The organism is Stackebrandtia sp., from assembly GCF_035643755.1.
Classification (GTDB): Bacteria; Actinomycetota; Actinomycetes; order Mycobacteriales; family Micromonosporaceae; genus Stackebrandtia.
Window position 1 is genome coordinate 1 of the sequence record NZ_DASQPW010000239.1, and the last position, 16,882, is coordinate 16,882.

The following is a 16,882-nucleotide window of genomic DNA, read 5'->3' on the forward strand; positions in this document are numbered from 1 at the left end:
TCGACACGGTCACCTCGCTGCGCCCCGTCGCCACACCCATCGAGGGCGAGGTCCTGGGACGGCGGGGCGGCAAGCCCGATTGGTGGCAACTCGACGAGACGCCCGCGTGCCCCGCCTGCGGCAGGCGGATGACGTTCGTCGCCCAGCTCGAGGAGGGTGGTGACGCCCTCAACTTCGGTGGCGGCGGACGAGGCTACGTCTTCGCGTGCCCGCCGTGCGGCACGGCGGCGTTTCTGTGGCAGCGCTAGTGCCCAGCAGCGTCATCTTGGTCAACCGCGTGTCGGGCGGTGGCACGGCCGCCTCGTGGAAGCCCGCTTCTTCGCCGTCACAGATCATGTCGTCAAGGCCGCGGCCTCGCGCAATCCGAGCACGTTCGCGATATTCCACAATGTCGCGCAACATCAACGTGCGATGCCGTCCCGCCGTGGTGCAGGGGATCTGGCCTTCGGCCAGCGGGCACCTTGATCACACTGTCGTCGGGACCTGTCGGCCGCGCGCTGTGCCGCTGAGGAGACTCGGGCAGCACGCGAGCGAGCGTGTCCACAACCACAGTGGTCTTTGTAATGCCGAAGCTGCGGTGGGAGAGCGTCCCCGAATCACCTGACGGTCTAGTGCCGATGGGTGTTGTCGGGTTGGGACGGGTCGCCTGGGTGCTCGAAGCCCTCGGCACAGCGCAGGTGGGTGCCGCGCTGGTAGTCGAGCCAGCGGGCGAATTCGCGTAGGCGTTCGCCGAGGCGCTGGCGGGCGGTCGAGTCTACTTCGGTGGGACGGTCGTCGGTTTCGTCGGCGACCGCGAGGTGCCAGCCGAGGCTGGACTCCACGGGGCCGATGGTTTCGCCGAGTTCGGCGCCGCGCAGGGCCCGGGTGAGGGGTTCGGGGAGGTCCTGGAGGGTCGTCCAGCCCATGGGGCGCAATGGTTCTCGCGCCGCGCCGTCGCGGGTGGGGGCCATGGCGTGGCGGAGGCGCCACCAGCGGGTGAGGCCCGCGGTCGCCGCGATCGGGGGGCCCGCGTCGGCCGTGACCGTTGCGAAGACCGCGCGCACCTCTACACAGGACTGCCAGGCGGCGGTGTTGATCGAGCCGAGCTGGACCGCGCCGATCGCGTCCAGCGCGATGGTGCCCGCCGTCAGGTTGCGGCGGGCGGCATCGCGGCGGCAGATCTCCTCGGTGAACAGCACCTGGGCCGTCCAGCGCACCAGTTGGCGGTCCTCGCTGCTGCCCACGATGGGCAGGACGCCGGCGCGGGGACCGTTGCGCAGGGTGGACAGTCGGGCGTCGAGGAGGGTGCGGGGTATGGGTTCGCCGTCGATCCAGCCGATCACGGCCGCGTCGCGTTGGGCGCGGGCGGCGGCGGCCTTGGCCGTGGGGGTGTGGTGGTGATGGTCGGGACCCGCCGAGATGGTGGCCGACATTCAGTTCACCTCCAGGCGGATGGCGGGGGCGTACATGACGCGGCCGTACCACATGAGCTTCACCATGACCCACCAGTGGCCGGGGGCGGCGTCGACGGGGACCGCGACGTCGAAGGCCACCTCGGAGGTGGCGCCCGCCTCGACCGCGAACGGTTGGGAGTAGGGGCCGATGAAGTCCCAGGTGCCCCAGGGGCTGACGGGCATGGCCTCGCCCTCGATGCGGGTCGAGGCCGAACTGGACAGTCCGATGGAGACGCGGGCGGTTCCGCCGGGCGACAGGGTGATCGGGTCGCTGACCGAGGTGATGTCCAGACCGAGGGCGCGTCCCGTCTCGGCGGTGGTGCCCTTGATCTGGATCTGGTGGTCAATCTCCTCGCCCGGGGCGGGCGGGAGGATGGCGTCGGTGGACGCGCCCGGGATCAGGACGCTCACGACGTCCTCGACCGTGTCGGGGCCCGAGTCCACACGCAACCGTGCGAAGTAGAGGCCGGGTGCGGCGTCGGGCGGCGGGGTGAGGGTGACGGGGAAGGCGGCGTGGCCGTCGGGAGGCAGCGCCACGGGGCGGGTCGCGGGCTCGGCGGCCCAGCCGTCGGGGGCGTCCACGGTGAGGGTGGAGGCGAAGTCGCGGTCGGTGTACTGGCTGGCGATCGTGACCTCGGTTTCCACCGCCCCGTCGGCGACGGTGAGCACCGTGGGGGTGGCCGCGATGCTGATCGGGAGGAAGCCCGCGGGGGCGGGGCCGCGGTTGTGGAGCCAGTAGCGGGAGTACACGGGCTGGGTGACCTCGCCGACCGCGCCCAGTGGACGGTCGCCGGGTTCCTCCGACGTGGACGGGCGGCCCGAGACCGTGGCGATCTGGGACCCGTCGAGGTCGAACGTCAGGACGCCGTCACCGCCGAGCGCGCCGCGCCGGGTGCTTTCCAGCAGGTCGAGCTCGTGGCCGCCGTCCCAGCCGAAGTGGGAGGCGACCGTGGCCGTGACGGGGCGTCCCGTGGTCTCGACCAGCCGCACCGTGACCCCGTCGGAGGCGGGTTTGGCGGTGCCCCAACCGAAGGCGCTGGGGTTGCCCGTGGGTTTCACCGTGGACACCTGCACCCGACGCTCGGGGATGACCGTCAGGAGACAGTGGCGCGCGGGCAGCCGGCCGCCCGTGGCGGCGCCGACCCGTACGCGCAGCGGGTTGCTGAAGCCCTGGCCGTGGGCGACGAGGTCGCTGGAGCGCCAGTCGCCCTCGCCCGACACCAGCGCGTACTCGAAGTCGTGGGTCCAGTGCTGCAGCTGGAAGGCCGACCCGTCGGGGGCGCGGCGCTGGGGCGGGTCGAGCCACACGCCCGACGGCCAGCCCGTGCACGAGCGCATCAGCGACAGGTGCATGCCGCCCGAGGTGTCGACGGCGAAGCCGGGCATGCCGTTGGACAGCACGCCGACGGTGTGGGAGTCCAGGGGCGTGGTCGATCCGCCGTCGATCGCGGTGACGTCGGCGACGGTGTGCTCGGCGAACTCGGCGGCGAAGGACGCGATCTCCGCGCCGAGCCGCCCCGCGTCGGCGCCCGCGATGATCACGGCGGGCAGGGCGCGCGGGCCGCGCAGGTCGGCGTTGGCGACCCACGACTCCTCGACGGGGCGCGTCGGGGGCACGTACACCCGCGCCGCGCCCGTGTCGGCCAGTTGGCGCTTGAGTTCCTCGGAGAACTCCTCACCGGCGGCGTCGAGGATCTCGGCGGCCAGCGGGTTGGTGTCGGGTCCCCCCAGCACGATCCGCACGTCGGGCAGGTTGGAGTCCACATGCAGCCATCCGTAGCGGGTGCCCGCCGCGGTGGAGGTGGTGGCGGTGACGCCGACGCGGGCCATGGCGATCACCAGGTCGCGGGCGTGGGGCGCGGCGTTCTCGGGGCCGTCGACGACGACCTCGGCGATGGCGATCGCGGCGTCCGACAGCCTGGCGCCGGAGGCGTCGCGCAGCCGCAGGCGGGCGGTGGACGACAGGGCGAAGAACGTGTTGGCGGGGTTGTCCAATGTCCACGGCGCGACGGCGGCGTCGGTCTCGGGCATGGCGAAGCCGCGCGCGATGACGGCTCCGGCCACTTCGGACACGGGGCGGGCGCCGGGGATGTCGATGCCGAACTTGACGCGCAGCAGCTTGTCGGAGCCCGTGAAGTCGCGCACGCGGGTGCGCAGGTCGAGGCGGTCGAGGCCGTGCCACAGGGTGGCGCGCTGCTCGTACACGACGTCGCCGACGGTGCCCGTGACCACGATGCGTTGCGCGGCGGGCGAATGCTGCACCACGGCGGTGCGCGCCTCGGTGTCGGCCGAGGAGATCACGGCGCCGGTGGGCACCAGGTGCCAGGGGCCCTCGCCGAATTCGGGGTGCTGGTCGTATTCGTCGTACACGCGCAGCTCGTTGCCGATCTCGCCGTGGCGGATCAGTTCGCGGCCCGTGGCGATCTCGCGGATGCTGGACAGCCCGCCGCCGCGCCGCGCCGAGGCGGTGACGTCGAAGTATTCGTTGGCGATGGACGTGCCCAGCACCGTCGACCAGCCCTGGGTCGCCGAGGACGGGCGCGCCCACCAGGTGCGCCAACCCATCCCGGGAACCTCGGACGCCACAAAGGACACCACGGTGCGCTCGGGCGACGTGGCCTCCACGACGCACGGTACGTCAGCGCCGCCGTCGTCCACGATGTCCACACCCGACGCGTAGCCCGCGCCCAGCTCCGCCCGCACCACGTCGGTGCGCGCGAACGCCAGGGTGTTGAACACGGTGACCGCCTCGCCGTCACCGCTGGTGTCGACGCGCTCGGAGGCGATCACCTCCATGGCGGTGTCGCGCACCTGCGCGGCCAGGTCGTGGGCCTCGCGCCAGCCCGTCACCAGGTCGATGTACACCTGGTCGGACTCGGAGCCCGTGATGCCGTCGTGGTGGGCGCCGAAGGCCAGCTGCCGCCACACCTTGTCCAGCGCGGCCTCGGGGTACCACCCCAGCCCCAAAAGCGACGCGAACGTCGCGAGCTTCTCGGCGTCGGCCGCGGCGGCCTCGGCGGCCCGCTGCGCCTGCTTGGTGTCGATATAGGACACGTCCTTGCCGGTGTACAGCGGGTTCATGTCGCGGGTCTGCGGACTGGGCGCGATGCCGCGCTCGGTGAGCTCGGCGTGCACGGCGGCGAAGAAGTCGCGCGGGTTGCCGCAGACGAAGCGCGGCCACACGTACTTGGCGTTCCATTCGCGGTGGACGCCCGTGACCCACTTGTTGGGCGGGGTGTAGTCGGTGCCGACGGGCAGCAGCGTGTTCCTGGTGGACGCCACGGGTTTCAGGTCGAGGAAGAGCTCGTACACCTTCTGGCAGGCTTCGCCCAGTGTGGCCGCGGAGTCCATCCACCAGCCCGCCGAGTAGTGGTACGGCATGTAGTGCGTCAGCACCCCGCGTCCCGACGGCGAGATCCACTCGAACTCGGCGGGGAACTGCATGTGGCGGGAGTCGCCGCCCGATTCGTTGAACTTGTTGAGGATCGGTCCCCATTGGTGGAACGGGCCGCGCGCCCAGGAGCTCGAGGTGAGGCCCGCCTCGTGGACCAGCCCGGGAAACTGGGGGTCGTGGCCGAATACGTCGAGCTGCCAGGCGGTCTGGGGGTCGGCGCCCATGATGGACTTCTGGTACCCCACGCCGTAGACCAGGTTGCGGATCGTGGTCTCGGAGCCGGTGAGGTTGGTGTTGGGCTCGTTGTACGTCCCGCCCATCACCTCCACGCGGCCCTGCGCGATCAGCTCGCGCAGCCTGTCGCGGTACTCGGGGTGGACGTCCCAAAACGGCTTCAGGTAGTCCACTTCGGCCAGCACGAACATGTAGTCGGGGTCGGATTCGGCCATGTCGAGGTGCGCGCGCACCAGGTTGAATCCATTGTGCTCGAAGACGGGGCGGGTGGTGCCGTCGTTGCCCTGCAGCTCCCAGGTCTGGGTGTAGGCGGCCTGGGTGTTCCACCACACGGGGTCGTAGTGGAAGTGCGACACCATGTACATGGTCCAGCCGGGCTCGGCCACGACGATGTCCACATTTCGGGAGTCCCCGCCGGCGGTCACGGTGGCCCGCACCGTCGCGCCGGGCAGCGCGTCGACGTCGAGCGGCACCTCCACGACGGTCTCGCCGTCGCCGTCGGGGACCTCGGCCGCGCCGCGCGCCTTGTCGCCGCTGACCTCGATCGACGCCCCCGCGTCGGAGGCGGTGCGGCTCACCTTGACCCGCAGCACCTGGCGGGGCTCGGCCTCGGAGCCGACGAACAGTTCGGTCGCCTCGGCAGAGACGATGGTTGCGGCCATGATCATTCTCCTAGGTAAGCGCTTGCTGGGACGGTACCCGTACGCCATCGCGATGTCGAGATGGCGCGGAGTAATCGAGATCTCAAATCCCACGGGTCGTCGCGGACGGCCGCGTCCGCCGCCCGATCTGACCCATCGGGCGGCGGACGCGGAGGGGCAGCTCAGGCGAGGGCGCCTGAAACTTCCTTCGACCACTGCCAGGGGGAGTCCGTCCCGCCCGGCAGCGAATTGAAGTACTCCCACCCGGCGATGCCGCCGAAGTCGGGGTACTTCTGCTTGAGCGATCCGATGGTCGACTTCAGGGTGTCGATGTCGACGTAGCCGGATCCGCAGTTGTCGGGGTTGGTGAGCGTTCCCGCCACCACCTTGGAGGCGGGAACCACGTTGTGGCCGGCGATCGCGTCAAAGTCGGACGTGGAGTCCAGCGATCCCCATCCACAGTAGAACTGGGTGTTGAACCAGCTGATCTTGTCTCCGCGGTCGCGGTACAGGTCGTCGTAGTTGAAGCCCGACAGCCCCCCGCCGCCCGACAGGTCGGTGGCCACGGGGGCGAGGGTGACGATGAACCCGTCGCCGAAGTCGGTGCGCAGCGCGTCGATCACCTTCTCGATGCCCGCCAGCGACATGTCCTCCTCGACGTCCAGGTCGACACCGTCGAGTTTGTACTTGCTGACGAGGTCGCGCAGCACGGGATAGTAGGTGTCGAAGTCGGTGTCGAGCCGCTGGAAACTGCCCTTGGCGGCGCCGCCGACCATCGCGGTCACCTTGACGCCCTTGGCCTTCACCGCGTCGAGGTCGGCCCACATCTGGTCGTAGCGGGAGTCGCCGGGCGGGTTGTCGTTGAGCGTGACGATGTTGGCGGAGTCCTTGGCGTTGAGGTGGACCGCGCCCACGATCACGTCCGTGGCGCCGTTGTCGGCCAAAGGCAGCGGTGACACGTACGTGTCACCGGAGTACTGCGTCTGGTAGTACACCGCGGTCTGATGCGCGGCGTCGGTCTTGTCGTGGTGCGCGGGATCGGCTTGCGCCACCGCCGCGGTGGTGAATGCCGCGGCCATGGCCACGGCGATCGAGGCGATCAGCCACCGGATGCGTTTCGTCCTCATTGTCTCTCCTGTTTTCCTTGTGTGGTAATGACTTCAGCCCTTGATCGCCCCTTCGGACACCCCCCTGAAGAAGAACCGTTGCAGCACAGCGAACACGATCACGATCGGGATGAACGCGATCATGGTGCCCGCGGCGATGAGGCGCGGGTTGGCGCTGAAGGCGCCGTTGAGGTACTGCAGGCCCACGGTGAGCGTGTATTTGTCGGGGTCGTTGAGCACGATCAGCGGCCACAGGAAGTCGTCCCAGGCGCCGATGAACGCGAAGATCGTGACGACGCTGAGCATGCCCTTCACGTTGGGAAGTCCGATGTGGATCAATCTCTGCCACGCGTTGGCCCCGTCCATCACCGCCGCGTCATCCATTTCGGACGGAATGGCCTGGAACGCGGCGCGCATCAACAGCACGTTGAGCATTCCGATCGCCTCCGGCAGCGCCACACCCACCAACGTATCGGACAGGCCGAGGCCGCGCACCGTGACGAATTTCGAGACGATGGTGACCTCTCCGGGCAGCACCAGCGTGGCGATGAACGCCGCCGCCAGCAGTTTCGCGCCCCGAAACCGCAGCTTCGCCAGGGCGAATCCCGCCATGGTGGCGCCGACCGCGTTGCCCGCGACCACCAGCACCGCCACGATCAGCGAGTTGGCCACGTACGACCCGATGGGGATGGTCTGGCCGACGCGCGCGTAGTTGGCGAGCGTCGGGTCCGACGGGATGAAGTGGGGCGTGGCGGTGTAGATGTCCTCGTCGGGGCCCTTCAGCGAGGTGGACAGCTGCCACAGGAACGGGCCGACGCAGATCACCAGGATCAACGCCAGCAACGCGTACCGCGCGGCCTTCTCCCGCGGCGACATGACGTTGAAGCCGCGCGTCCTCACGGCGCCGCCTTGCGGTTGAGCCGCGCCAACAGCAGCATCGGCCCGACGGTGATGATGAACAGCAGCACCGACAGCGCCGAGGCGTAGCCGAGGTTGCCCGTGAATCCCCTGCTGTACAACTGGATCAGCATCACCACCGAGGCGTCGCGCCCGCCCGCGCCGCCGTTGCCGCCACTGAGGACGTACAGCTCGGAGAACACCCGCAGCGCCGACACCGTGATCAGCACGCTGATCAGCAGCATGGTGTTGCGGACGCCGGGGATCGTCACCGACACGAAGCGGCGCACCGCGCCCGCGCCGTCGATGGCGGCGGCCTCGTGCAGTTCGCGGCGCACGTTTCCCAGGGCGGACAGGTAGATGATCATGTAGTACCCGAGTCCCTTCCAGACGGTGAGGCTGATCGCCGACAGCAACAGCAGCCAGCGATCGGTCAGGAAGGGCAGCGGCTTCGACAGGAACCCCAGCTGGTGGGCGAGGCCGTTGATGGCGCCCTGGTCGTCCAGGAGCCACCCCCAGATCAGCGCCACCACGACCGCCGAGGCGATGACCGGGGTGTAGAACGCGGTGCGGAAGAACGTGATCCCGGGCAGCCTGCGCTCGGCCGTCACGGCGATCAGCAGCGGTAGGAATGTCAACAGCGGCAGGCATATCAGCATGTACACGATGCAGTTCACCAGCGCGTACGACAGCTGGTCGTCGTCGAGCATCCGCTGCGCGTTGGCGAACCCCGTGAAGTGCCCGCCGCCCAGGGGTTTGGCGTTGGTGAACGCCAGGATCAGGGTGTTGACGGCGGGCCACAGGCTGAACACCACCAGCCACGCCGCGGCGGGCGCGACCAGCAGCCACGGCGTGAACCAGCGGTGGGGGTTCAGTCGTTGAGCAGCTTGTCGCATTCGTCCACCGCGGAGTCGAGCGCCTTGGCGGAGCTGGTCTTGCCGCTCATGGCCAGGGCGATCTGTTGGGCGATCTTCTTGTTCATGGCGTCGTTGATGGTCGGCGGGGTGAGGAGCCTGGCGTCCGACAGCGAGGAGAACGCGATGGTCTTGGCGTCGCCGGCGGGGGTGCCGTCGCTGGAGGAGAAGAACGGGTCCTTCGCCGATGCCTTGGTGGACGGGAAGATCCCGGGCACCAGCTTGGCGAACTTCTTCTGGTTGGTCGCGCTGGTCACCCAGCGGGCCAGTGCCACCGCGGTGGGCAGGTTCTTGCTCTTTTTGGACACCGACATGCCCTGGACGTACAGCGGCGGGGTGTCCAGCGCCGTGGACGGGACGGTCTTGGCGGCCATGGACGGGTTGTCCTTGGCGGTGTCGGAGATGAAGTTGCCGCCGCCGGTGGTCCAGGCGACCTTACCCTCCACATAGAGCTTGCTGTTGCCCTCGTAGTCGTTGTTGAGGACCTTGGGCGGCAGCAGGCCGTCGCCGTATGCCTTGCGGTACTTGTCGAGCAGCTTCACCGCGTCGGAGGTGTTGAAGGTGAACTTCTTGCCGTCGTTGGACATCACCTTGACGCCCGCGTTGACGAAGTCGGCCAGGGTCGGCATGCGGCTCATGAGGTACACGTCGCCGTGCGACCTCTTCCTCATGGTCTTGGCCTGTGCGATCAGCTCGTCCAGTGTGGTCGGCGGCTTGGCGGCGTCCAGGCCGTACTTCTTCATCAACGTCTTGTTCCAGTAGTTGACGTCGGTGTTGAGGTACCAGGGATACCCGTACGTCCCCTCCACGCCCGGGTATTTGTACGCGTCGATGCCGCCCGACACGTATTCCTTGGTGAGCCTGTCGTCGGCGGCCTTGACGTCCAGCAGCAGCCCCTGCTTCGCCAGCGGATACGCGAAGTCGGGCGGCAGATTGACCACATCGGGCAGTTCGTCCTGGGACGCCTGGTTGAGCACCTTGTCGGCGTAGCCGTCGCCGGGCTGGTCCTTCCAGTGCACCTTCGTGCCCGGATACTTCTTCTCGAAGCCGCTGACGAGCTTTTCGATGTAGTCGGAGTAGTTGGCCTTCAGCGCCCAGGTCTGCAGGGTTACCGAGCCCTTCACCTCACCGGTCACGTCGGGCTGGTCGTCGTCGGCCCCGCCGCCGCCCAGCCCGCAACCGCTCAATGTGGTCAGTGTCAGGGCGGCGACGGCCACCGCCGCTAGTCTCGCGCGCATGGTGGTCTCCTTGTGTCCGCCGCGACCGGCTCCCGGTAGGGCGGGGGTATGGTTGCCACTTGAGAATGTGGCCGCTAAACCGGTCTAGTGGCGAGATTATTCACCCCGCGCACCGCCTGTCAATACCTGCACGCATTTGAACGTTTAAATTCCTGGAGATCATGAGCCGTCCGACCATCGCCGACATCGCCGCCGCGGCAGGAGTATCCAAGGGCGCGGTGTCGTTTGCCCTCAATGGACGCCCCGGTGTCAGCGAGCAGACCCGCCAGCGCATCCTGCGCATCGCCGCCGACCTCGACTGGCACCCCCACAGCGCCGCCCGGGCGCTCAGCGGCGCCCGCACCCACGCCGTCGGCCTCGCCCTGGCGCGCCCCGCCCGCACGCTGGGCATCGAGCCGTTCTTCACCCAGCTGCTGTCGGGCCTGCAGGCGACGCTGTCGACGCATTCGGTGGCGCTGCAACTCATGATCGTCGAAGACACCGCCGCCGAGATCGCCACCTATCGGCGCTGGGCGGGCGAGCATCGGGTGGACGGCCTGGTGCTGGTCGACCTCCAGGCCCGCGACCCGCGCCTGGACGCGGTGGAGGCGTTGAAGCTGCCCGCCGTCATCGTCGGCGGGGCGGGGCGCGTCGGCGAGCTGTCCAGCGTGTGGGTGGACGACCGCGAGGCCATGCTGTCCATAGTCAACTATCTGGCCGCGCTGGGGCACGCCCGCATCGCGCACGTGTCGGGCCTGCCCGACCTGCAACACACCCGCCGCCGCTCCCGCGCGCTGCGCGACGCGGCGTCCAAACTCCAACTGGCCCAAGCCGACTCGCTGCCCACCGACTTCAGCGACGCCGAGGGCGCGGCGGCCACCCGGGCGATCCTGTCGGCGTCCGAGCCGCCCACCGCGATCGTCTACGACAGCGACGTCATGGCGGTGGCGGGCCTCGGGGTCGCGGCCGAGATGGGCGTGGCCGTGCCGCGCGAACTGTCCATCGTGTCCTTCGACGACTCGACGCTGACCCAGGTCACCCACCCCGCGCTCACCGCGCTGACCCGCGACACCTACGCGCTCGGCGAGCGGGCGGCCACGGAGCTGTTGGCCGTCATCGACGGCGATCCGACCGCCAACCACCAGTTCCCCACCCCGACTCTCACGGTCCGGGAAAGCACCGCGCCACCCACTGGACGCGGGCACTAAAGCGTTTTAGGCTGCTGTGACCCCGTTCCGACTGAAGGAGCCACCATGGCCGCGCGGCCTCGCTTCGGTGCCAACTACGTCCCGTCCTCCCAGTGGTTCTACAGCTGGCTGGACTTCTCCGCCGACGCCGCGCGCCGCGACCTGGACGACCTGGCCTCCATCGGCCTGGACCACGTGCGCGTGTTTCCGATATGGCCGTGGATCCAGCCCAACCGGGGCCACATCCGCCGCGCCCCCATCGACGACCTGCTGACGCTCATCGACATCGCGGGCGAGCGCGGCCTGTCGGTGGCGGTGGATCTGTTGCAGGGACACATGTCCAGCCACGACTTCCTGCCCGCGTGGGTGCTGACCCACCACCACCGCAGCGTCTTCACCGACCCCGCGGTGCGCGAGGGCATCGCGCGCTACATGGACGTCGTCGCCCGCGCGGTATCCGAAAGGGACAACGTCTTCGCCATCACCCTGGGCAACGAGGTCAACAACCTGTGGCCGTACTTCGACACGACGTCGGCCGCCAGCCGCGAATGGGCGAGCGAGCTGCTGGACGTGGTGGCCGCCGCGGCGCCGAACGTCAAGCACCTGTACTCGGTGTTCGACGCCAGCTGGTACCACCCGCAGCACCCCTTCGACCCCGCCGATTCGGTGGACCTCGGCGACCTCACGACCGTCCACTCCTGGGTCTTCAATGGAGTATCCGACATCGACGGACCGCTGGGGCCCGCCACCGTCAGCCACGCCGACTACCTGGTGGAGCTGGCCGCCGCCACCTCCACCGACCCGAACCGTGGCGTGTGGTTGCAGGAGATCGGCGTGCCGCAACCGTTCGTGCCCGCCGCCGACGCCGCCGAGTTCGTCGACCGCACCATGTCGTATGTGGACTCCAACCCCGCACTGTGGGCCGTCACCTGGTGGTGCTCCCACGACCTGGACCGCGGCCTGCTCGACTTCCCCGACCACGAATACGATCTGGGGCTCTTCACAGTGGACCACGAGGCGAAGCCCGCGGCCCGCGCCCTGGAGAAGTACATCGCCTCCCGCCGCCCCGGCGCTCCCGCGCGGCGCGTCGCGCTGGAGTGCCCCATCGACCCCCATTCCCACCCCGAGCGCCGCGCCGACATCGCCCCGGGCAGCGCCTTCCACGCCGAGTGGGTGCGCCGCCGCGCCGACGGCCCGATCGCCATCGCCTCCCCCACCTGCGGCATCGACGAGTCGTACCTCGCCGCGCGCGGCATCACCGAGGTCACGCGCGGCGAGTACTAGCCCCCGTCATCAGACGGCGGCCATGTCCTCCTGGCACATGGATTTGCGCAGCACCGCCAGGTGGGTGGGTGCGGCTTCGTTCCAGCGCTGCCGCCCGGCGTCGGTGAGCCGCAGCGCCATGGACCTGCGGTCGTTCTGGCACATCTCGCGGACCACCAGGCCGGCCTTTTCGAGGCGGGTCACGGTGCGCGACAGCGCGCTCTGGCTGAGATACATGGTGGCTTCGAGATCCTTCATCAGGACCTTCTCGGCGGAGTTTCCGCATTGGCCGCTGATCGATTGAAGGACCTGGAACTCGCTCAGCCCGAGGTCGTGGTGGAGCTGAAGCTGTTGTTCGAGTTCGCAGGAGGTGGTGTGAACGATTTGAAGTGTTTCACACCACGCTGTGCGCACCTCGTCGTCCGTCCTGAGGTTCATGACCAGGACATTAACATGTCAAGTCATTAAATGTCCACACGAATTATGCCTTGGCATTTGATGCGTTGGCATGTAAGTTGATCGACGTGACTCTTACTGAAGCAAAACCCCAGCCTGAGACCCTGACGTCCCCCGAAACCCCCGCACCCCACGCCCGCCGTTGGGGCCCGAAGCTGTGGGCCATCTTGTTCGTCGCCGGATTGGCCATGTTCCTGGACGCCCTCGACGTCTCCATGGTGGGAGTCGCGCTGCCGTCCATCGGCGGTGAGCTGAAGCTGGACACGGCGAGCCTGCAATGGATCGTCAACGGCTACATCCTTGGCTACGGCGGACTCCTGCTCCTGGGCGGACGCGCCGCCGACCTCTTGGGCCGCCGCAAGGTCTTCCTCACCGCCCTGGTGGTGTTCGGCCTGGCCTCCCTCGTGGGCGGCCTGGTCGAAAACGGCGGGCTGCTGATCGCCACGCGCATCATCAAGGGCGTGGCCGCGGCATTCACCGCACCCGCCGCCTTGTCGATCATCACCACCACCTTCAAGCAGGGGCACGAGCGCAACCGCGCGCTGTCGCTGTTCACGGTGTTCGGCGCCACGGGTTACGCCTCGGGCCTCATCGTGTCGGGCCTGTTGACGGGCGTCAACTGGAGACTGACGTTCTTCGCCCCCGTCGCGGTGGTCGCGGCGGTCGTCATCGCGGCCTACTTCGTGGTCCCGAAGACCAAGCCCGAGTCGGGCACCATCGACTACGCGGGCGCGGCGACCCTGACGGGCGGCATGCTGGCGGCGGTCTACACCATCGTCACCGCGCCGAAGGCGGGCTTCACCCCGCTGGTGATCGTCGCGGTCGTGGCCGCGGTGGTCCTGCTGACGGCGTTCTTCGCCATCGAGCTGAAGGTGCGCCACCCGCTGGTGCGGCTCAGCATCCTGAAGGTCTCCTCGATCGTGCGCGCCAACCTGGCGGCCCTGGCGATCTTCGGCTCCTACCTGAGCTTCCAGACCATCGTGTCGCTCTACCTCCAGAACACGCTCCACTGGGGACCGCTGCACATGGCCCTGGCCCTGGCGCCCGCGGGCGTCATCGTGGCGATCCTGTCGCCGATCGCGGGCAAGCTCATCGACCGCTTCGGCACCGCCCCGATGATCGTGGCGGCGATGACCTCGTTCGTCGCTGGCTACGCCTGGTTCATCCTGCGCGGCGGCAGCCCGCACCCCGCCTACTTCACCGACTACCTGCCCGCGTTCCTGCTGCTGGGTCTGGGCTTCGCGCTCGGCTTCTCGGCGGTGATGGTGCAGGCCACCGACGGCATCGACGACGACGAGCAGGGCCTGGCCTCGGGCCTGGTCCAGACCTCGGGCCAGATCGGCGGCGCCGTGGTGCTGGCCGTGGTGACGGGCCTGATCAGCGGCACGGTGGCGACCAACATCGGCGCCTACCGCCCCGGCCTGTACATGGTGACGGTCGTCGGCGTGGTCGGTCTGGTCGCGGCGGTCAGCGCCCTGGTGGTGCGCCGCAAGCCCGAACTCGACGCCGCATAGGACGTCAACGGCGTGGTGAAGGGCGTCGGGATCGGTTGTCACCAACCGATCCCGACGCCCTTCTTCCTGGCATGTAGGCGGTGAGGCCCGTACCGGCAATGCGGGTCGCGGTCCAGGTGCGGGCGTACGGCGGCGGCCCGTCGGCCGTCTTCGCCAGGGCCGCGGTGGGTTCGTCGGCGGCACGGCGCTCCACAGCGGCCACGGTGATGTCGCGGTTGTTACCGGAGACGTCGGCCGAGGCGCAGCCCGCGTAGTACGCGATGGGCGGAGCCTTTGTCCCCGTGACCAGGCACGGGGCGCGCAGGCCGAGGCGGTGCAGCGCGTCGGCGACGGTCGCGTAGCGGGCGGTGTTGGCCTCGGTGCCGAGCAGGTTGTCGCGCAGATCGGCGTACTGCGTGCTCAGGTGGGCGGCGAACAGCGTGACCAGGCCCGCCACGGCGATGGTTCGCGCGGTGTCGGTGCGGACGGATCTCACCACGCGGATCGCCAGTGTGGCAAGGGGCAGGGACAGCAGGGCGTAGGCGGGCAGCAGGAAGCGGGGCGCGGAGTAGTTGAGGAGCAGCAGATACGGCACGGCCAGCGCGGTGGCACACGCGACGGGCAGCAGCGTGGCGGCTGGCTTCCGCACCCGCACCGCCACCACCGACGCGGCGACCGCCAGCGGAGGCAGGGCCAGCCACCACAACGTGTGCCCCACGGGCGGGGGCGCGCTGGTGCAGGGGCGACACAGCAGCGGGCCCGAGAGGCCGCGCCACGCGTTGCCGACGTTCCAGTGCGGCCACATGCCGCCTTCGGCGGAGCCCGAGGCGACCAGGCGCCCGGTGACGCCGCCCCAGCGGACATACGCCTCGACGACCCACTGGGCGCTACCCAGCGCGAGCCCCACGACCACGGCGACGACGGGGATCGGCCGCCGCCAGGCCCTGACCAGCACCGCGGCGACCACCAACGCCGCCGCCAGCCAAACGCCGTCGGAAAATCGAACGAGGGTCGCGGCCGCCACGCAACCCGCCATGGCCACGGGCGCGCGCCGCGACGCGTTCGGGGCGACGGCGCGCAGGAACCACCCGACGGCGGCCACCGCGACCAGCGCCACCCACAGGTTGGGCATGACCTCGGGGCCGTACAGCACCGTGACCCACAAGGTGGCGAACATCAACGCGGCCAGCGCGACCGCGACGCGGCCCAGTATCGGCTGCCAGACCCGAAAGGCGGCCCACAGCGCGACCGCGGACGCCAGCGCCAGCACGACGCGCAGGACGATGGTGGAGCCCGTAACGGCCAGCACTGGGGCGACGAGGAGGCTGATGCCGCGCGAACGCGGGGCGCTGAAGAAGGCGGCGGGATGACGTGGGTCGACCTGGGAGATATAGACGGTCTCGTCCCAGCCGAGGTGAAGGTGGACGACTACGAATGCCAGCTGAAGTACCACGAAGAGCGCGGCAACCATCCCCAGCCATGGCATATGGCGGACGGTGGCTGCTCTCTTGGCCATGGGCCGCAGCTGCCTCGGCTGGGTCATGCTGACCATGGCGGCCCTGCTTTCCCCTGAGAAGCGCGAACGCGGGTGTCATACCCGACCGACGGCCGACCCTACAAGATGTAGGGTAGAACGCATACTACACCCTGTAGGGTTTAACCACTGTGCGTTTCGGGGACATGGCCTTGTATTTCGCTTGCAGGTCTCCTGCCCACCCCAACGTGTGTCTGAAGTGGTTGGTCAGGGGTGTGCAGGGCCAGGACTAGCCGCATTCGCAACATTTCGGTAGGACCCACAGGATCGGGAAGAGACCCGAGGCGATGACAGCCCTGAGTCGCCTCTTCGGCAGATGGGTCTTGGGGATCTCGAATCGCTGGCCGACTTCGCGAGCATGATCAGCCAAAGGGCCACGTGCGGGTAGATCAGACCGAAACGCAGCGTGGGTGCGGTCTCGTGGTCGAAGACGCGCACGTGCGCATCGCACCAGGGTCCGTGTTCTGTGCAACTGTGGACAGAAAAAGTGCTTCGCGCCCAGCTCGAACATTCTCTAGCGCTAGTTCAGAACAAGAACATCGATATCAAGAACTTCCCGTCCAGTTCGCGTGAGGTTCCAGGCCACTCCCCACCGCGACACTTCGACGGCAACCGAAGTGTTTCCGACCTACCGTGGCGCCATGACCGATCGCTTCGCCGACTTCCGCGACGCCCACCACGCCGACCGCCCGCTGTTGCTGCCCAACGCCTGGGACCATGCATCGGCGGCGATCCTCGCCGGGGCGGGGTACTCCGCGATCGGCACGACGAGCCTCGGCGTCGCGGCGTCGGCGGGACTGCCCGACGCCACTGGGGCGACCCGCGCGCAAACGCTCGCCCTGGCGCGGCGCCTGGCGGGTCTGCCGTGCGCCATTACGGTGGACATCGAGTCGGGGTTCGGTGGTGGCCCGTCCGAAGTGGCCGATCTCGTCGCCGAGCTGGAGTCGTTCGGTGTGGTGGGGGTCAATCTCGAGGACGGCCAAGCCGATGGTTCGCTCGCCGACGCGGGACGGCAGGCCGAAACGATCGCCGCGGTCAAGCAGCGCGCGCCTCGCGTGTTCCTCAACGCCCGCACCGACACCCACTGGCTCGGCGTCGACCGTCCGCTCGACA

Annotated in this window: 12 protein-coding genes and 1 pseudogene; 5 read left to right on the forward strand and 8 right to left on the reverse strand. The window is 69.0% G+C overall.

The window, feature by feature from the left end; all coding sequences use genetic code 11:
• Positions 1 to 248, forward strand: a pseudogene (locus VE172_RS18455) (hypothetical protein); the annotation flags it as partial.
• Between the two features lie 360 nt (positions 249 to 608).
• Here the strand turns inward: VE172_RS18455 and VE172_RS18460 are convergent.
• The 6 genes from VE172_RS18460 to VE172_RS18485 all read right to left on the reverse strand — a co-directional run bounded on the left by VE172_RS18460 (position 609) and on the right by VE172_RS18485 (position 9,857).
• Positions 609 to 1,412 carry a peptidylprolyl isomerase gene (locus tag VE172_RS18460; RefSeq protein WP_324803432.1) on the reverse strand — a complete coding sequence of 268 codons (804 nt, stop codon included), beginning with the start codon at positions 1,410 to 1,412 and terminating at the stop codon, positions 609 to 611.
• Positions 1,413 to 5,723, reverse strand: coding sequence for a glycoside hydrolase family 38 N-terminal domain-containing protein (locus VE172_RS18465; protein WP_324803433.1), 4,311 nt, complete (start codon positions 5,721 to 5,723; stop codon positions 1,413 to 1,415). It lies immediately after the preceding gene.
• Positions 5,724 to 5,884: 161 nt separating this feature from the next.
• Positions 5,885 to 6,829, reverse strand: coding sequence for a glycoside hydrolase family 18 protein (locus VE172_RS18470; protein WP_324803434.1), 945 nt, complete (start codon positions 6,827 to 6,829; stop codon positions 5,885 to 5,887).
• A 33-nt stretch (positions 6,830 to 6,862) separates the two neighbouring features.
• Positions 6,863 to 7,684, reverse strand: coding sequence for a carbohydrate ABC transporter permease (locus tag VE172_RS18475; protein WP_349258450.1), 822 nt, complete (start codon positions 7,682 to 7,684; stop codon positions 6,863 to 6,865).
• A 20-nt stretch (positions 7,685 to 7,704) separates the two neighbouring features.
• The gene (locus VE172_RS18480; RefSeq protein WP_349258451.1) at positions 7,705 to 8,580 is read right to left on the reverse strand and encodes a carbohydrate ABC transporter permease; all 876 of its coding nucleotides are present in this window, start codon (positions 8,578 to 8,580) and stop codon (positions 7,705 to 7,707) included.
• Positions 8,577 to 9,857 carry an ABC transporter substrate-binding protein gene (locus VE172_RS18485; protein WP_324803437.1) on the reverse strand — a complete coding sequence of 427 codons (1,281 nt, stop codon included), beginning with the start codon at positions 9,855 to 9,857 and terminating at the stop codon, positions 8,577 to 8,579. The genes VE172_RS18480 and VE172_RS18485 overlap by 4 nt, the downstream gene beginning before the upstream one ends.
• A 161-nt stretch (positions 9,858 to 10,018) precedes the next feature.
• Here VE172_RS18485 and VE172_RS18490 point away from each other — a divergent pair, with 161 nt between their 5' ends.
• Positions 10,019 to 11,044, forward strand: a complete 1,026-nt coding sequence (locus VE172_RS18490) for a LacI family DNA-binding transcriptional regulator (RefSeq protein WP_324803438.1) — start codon at positions 10,019 to 10,021, stop codon at positions 11,042 to 11,044.
• Positions 11,045 to 11,089: 45 nt separating this feature from the next.
• Positions 11,090 to 12,307, forward strand: a complete 1,218-nt coding sequence (locus VE172_RS18495; protein ID WP_324803439.1) for a glycoside hydrolase 5 family protein — start codon at positions 11,090 to 11,092, stop codon at positions 12,305 to 12,307.
• Positions 12,308 to 12,316: 9 nt separating this feature from the next.
• Here VE172_RS18495 and VE172_RS18500 read toward each other — a convergent pair whose 3' ends face one another.
• Entirely contained in the window at positions 12,317 to 12,724 is a 408-nt protein-coding gene (locus tag VE172_RS18500; protein WP_324803440.1) for a MarR family winged helix-turn-helix transcriptional regulator, read from the reverse strand.
• Between the two features lie 86 nt (positions 12,725 to 12,810).
• Here VE172_RS18500 and VE172_RS18505 point away from each other — a divergent pair, with 86 nt between their 5' ends.
• Positions 12,811 to 14,256 carry an MFS transporter gene (locus tag VE172_RS18505; RefSeq protein WP_324803441.1) on the forward strand — a complete coding sequence of 482 codons (1,446 nt, stop codon included), beginning with the start codon at positions 12,811 to 12,813 and terminating at the stop codon, positions 14,254 to 14,256.
• 4 nt (positions 14,257 to 14,260) lie between these two features.
• Here VE172_RS18505 and VE172_RS18510 read toward each other — a convergent pair whose 3' ends face one another.
• Complete coding sequence (locus tag VE172_RS18510; RefSeq protein ID WP_324803442.1) at positions 14,261 to 15,706, reverse strand: hypothetical protein; 1,446 nt, start codon at positions 15,704 to 15,706, stop codon at positions 14,261 to 14,263.
• Positions 15,707 to 16,410: 704 nt separating this feature from the next.
• Here VE172_RS18510 and VE172_RS18515 point away from each other — a divergent pair.
• The coding region (locus VE172_RS18515; protein ID WP_324803443.1) for an isocitrate lyase/phosphoenolpyruvate mutase family protein at positions 16,411 to 16,882 on the forward strand (472 nt) is incomplete at its 3' end.

Excerpts from the sequence above, each read along its gene's own strand:
- VE172_RS18495 (WP_324803439.1), top strand. The coding sequence starts at position 11,090 with ATGGCCGCGCGGCCTCGCTTCGGTGCCAACTACGTCCCGTCCTCCCAG.
- VE172_RS18510 (WP_324803442.1), bottom strand. The coding sequence starts at position 15,706 with ATGGTTGCCGCGCTCTTCGTGGTACTTCAGCTGGCATTCGTAGTCGTC.
- VE172_RS18460 (WP_324803432.1), bottom strand. The coding sequence starts at position 1,412 with ATGTCGGCCACCATCTCGGCGGGTCCCGACCATCACCACCACACCCCC.
- VE172_RS18490 (WP_324803438.1), top strand. The coding sequence starts at position 10,019 with ATGAGCCGTCCGACCATCGCCGACATCGCCGCCGCGGCAGGAGTATCC.
- VE172_RS18465 (WP_324803433.1), bottom strand. The coding sequence starts at position 5,723 with ATGGCCGCAACCATCGTCTCTGCCGAGGCGACCGAACTGTTCGTCGGC.
- VE172_RS18470 (WP_324803434.1), bottom strand. The coding sequence starts at position 6,829 with ATGAGGACGAAACGCATCCGGTGGCTGATCGCCTCGATCGCCGTGGCC.
- VE172_RS18475 (WP_349258450.1), bottom strand. The coding sequence starts at position 7,684 with ATGTCGCCGCGGGAGAAGGCCGCGCGGTACGCGTTGCTGGCGTTGATC.
- VE172_RS18485 (WP_324803437.1), bottom strand. The coding sequence starts at position 9,857 with ATGCGCGCGAGACTAGCGGCGGTGGCCGTCGCCGCCCTGACACTGACC.
- VE172_RS18500 (WP_324803440.1), bottom strand. The coding sequence starts at position 12,724 with ATGAACCTCAGGACGGACGACGAGGTGCGCACAGCGTGGTGTGAAACA.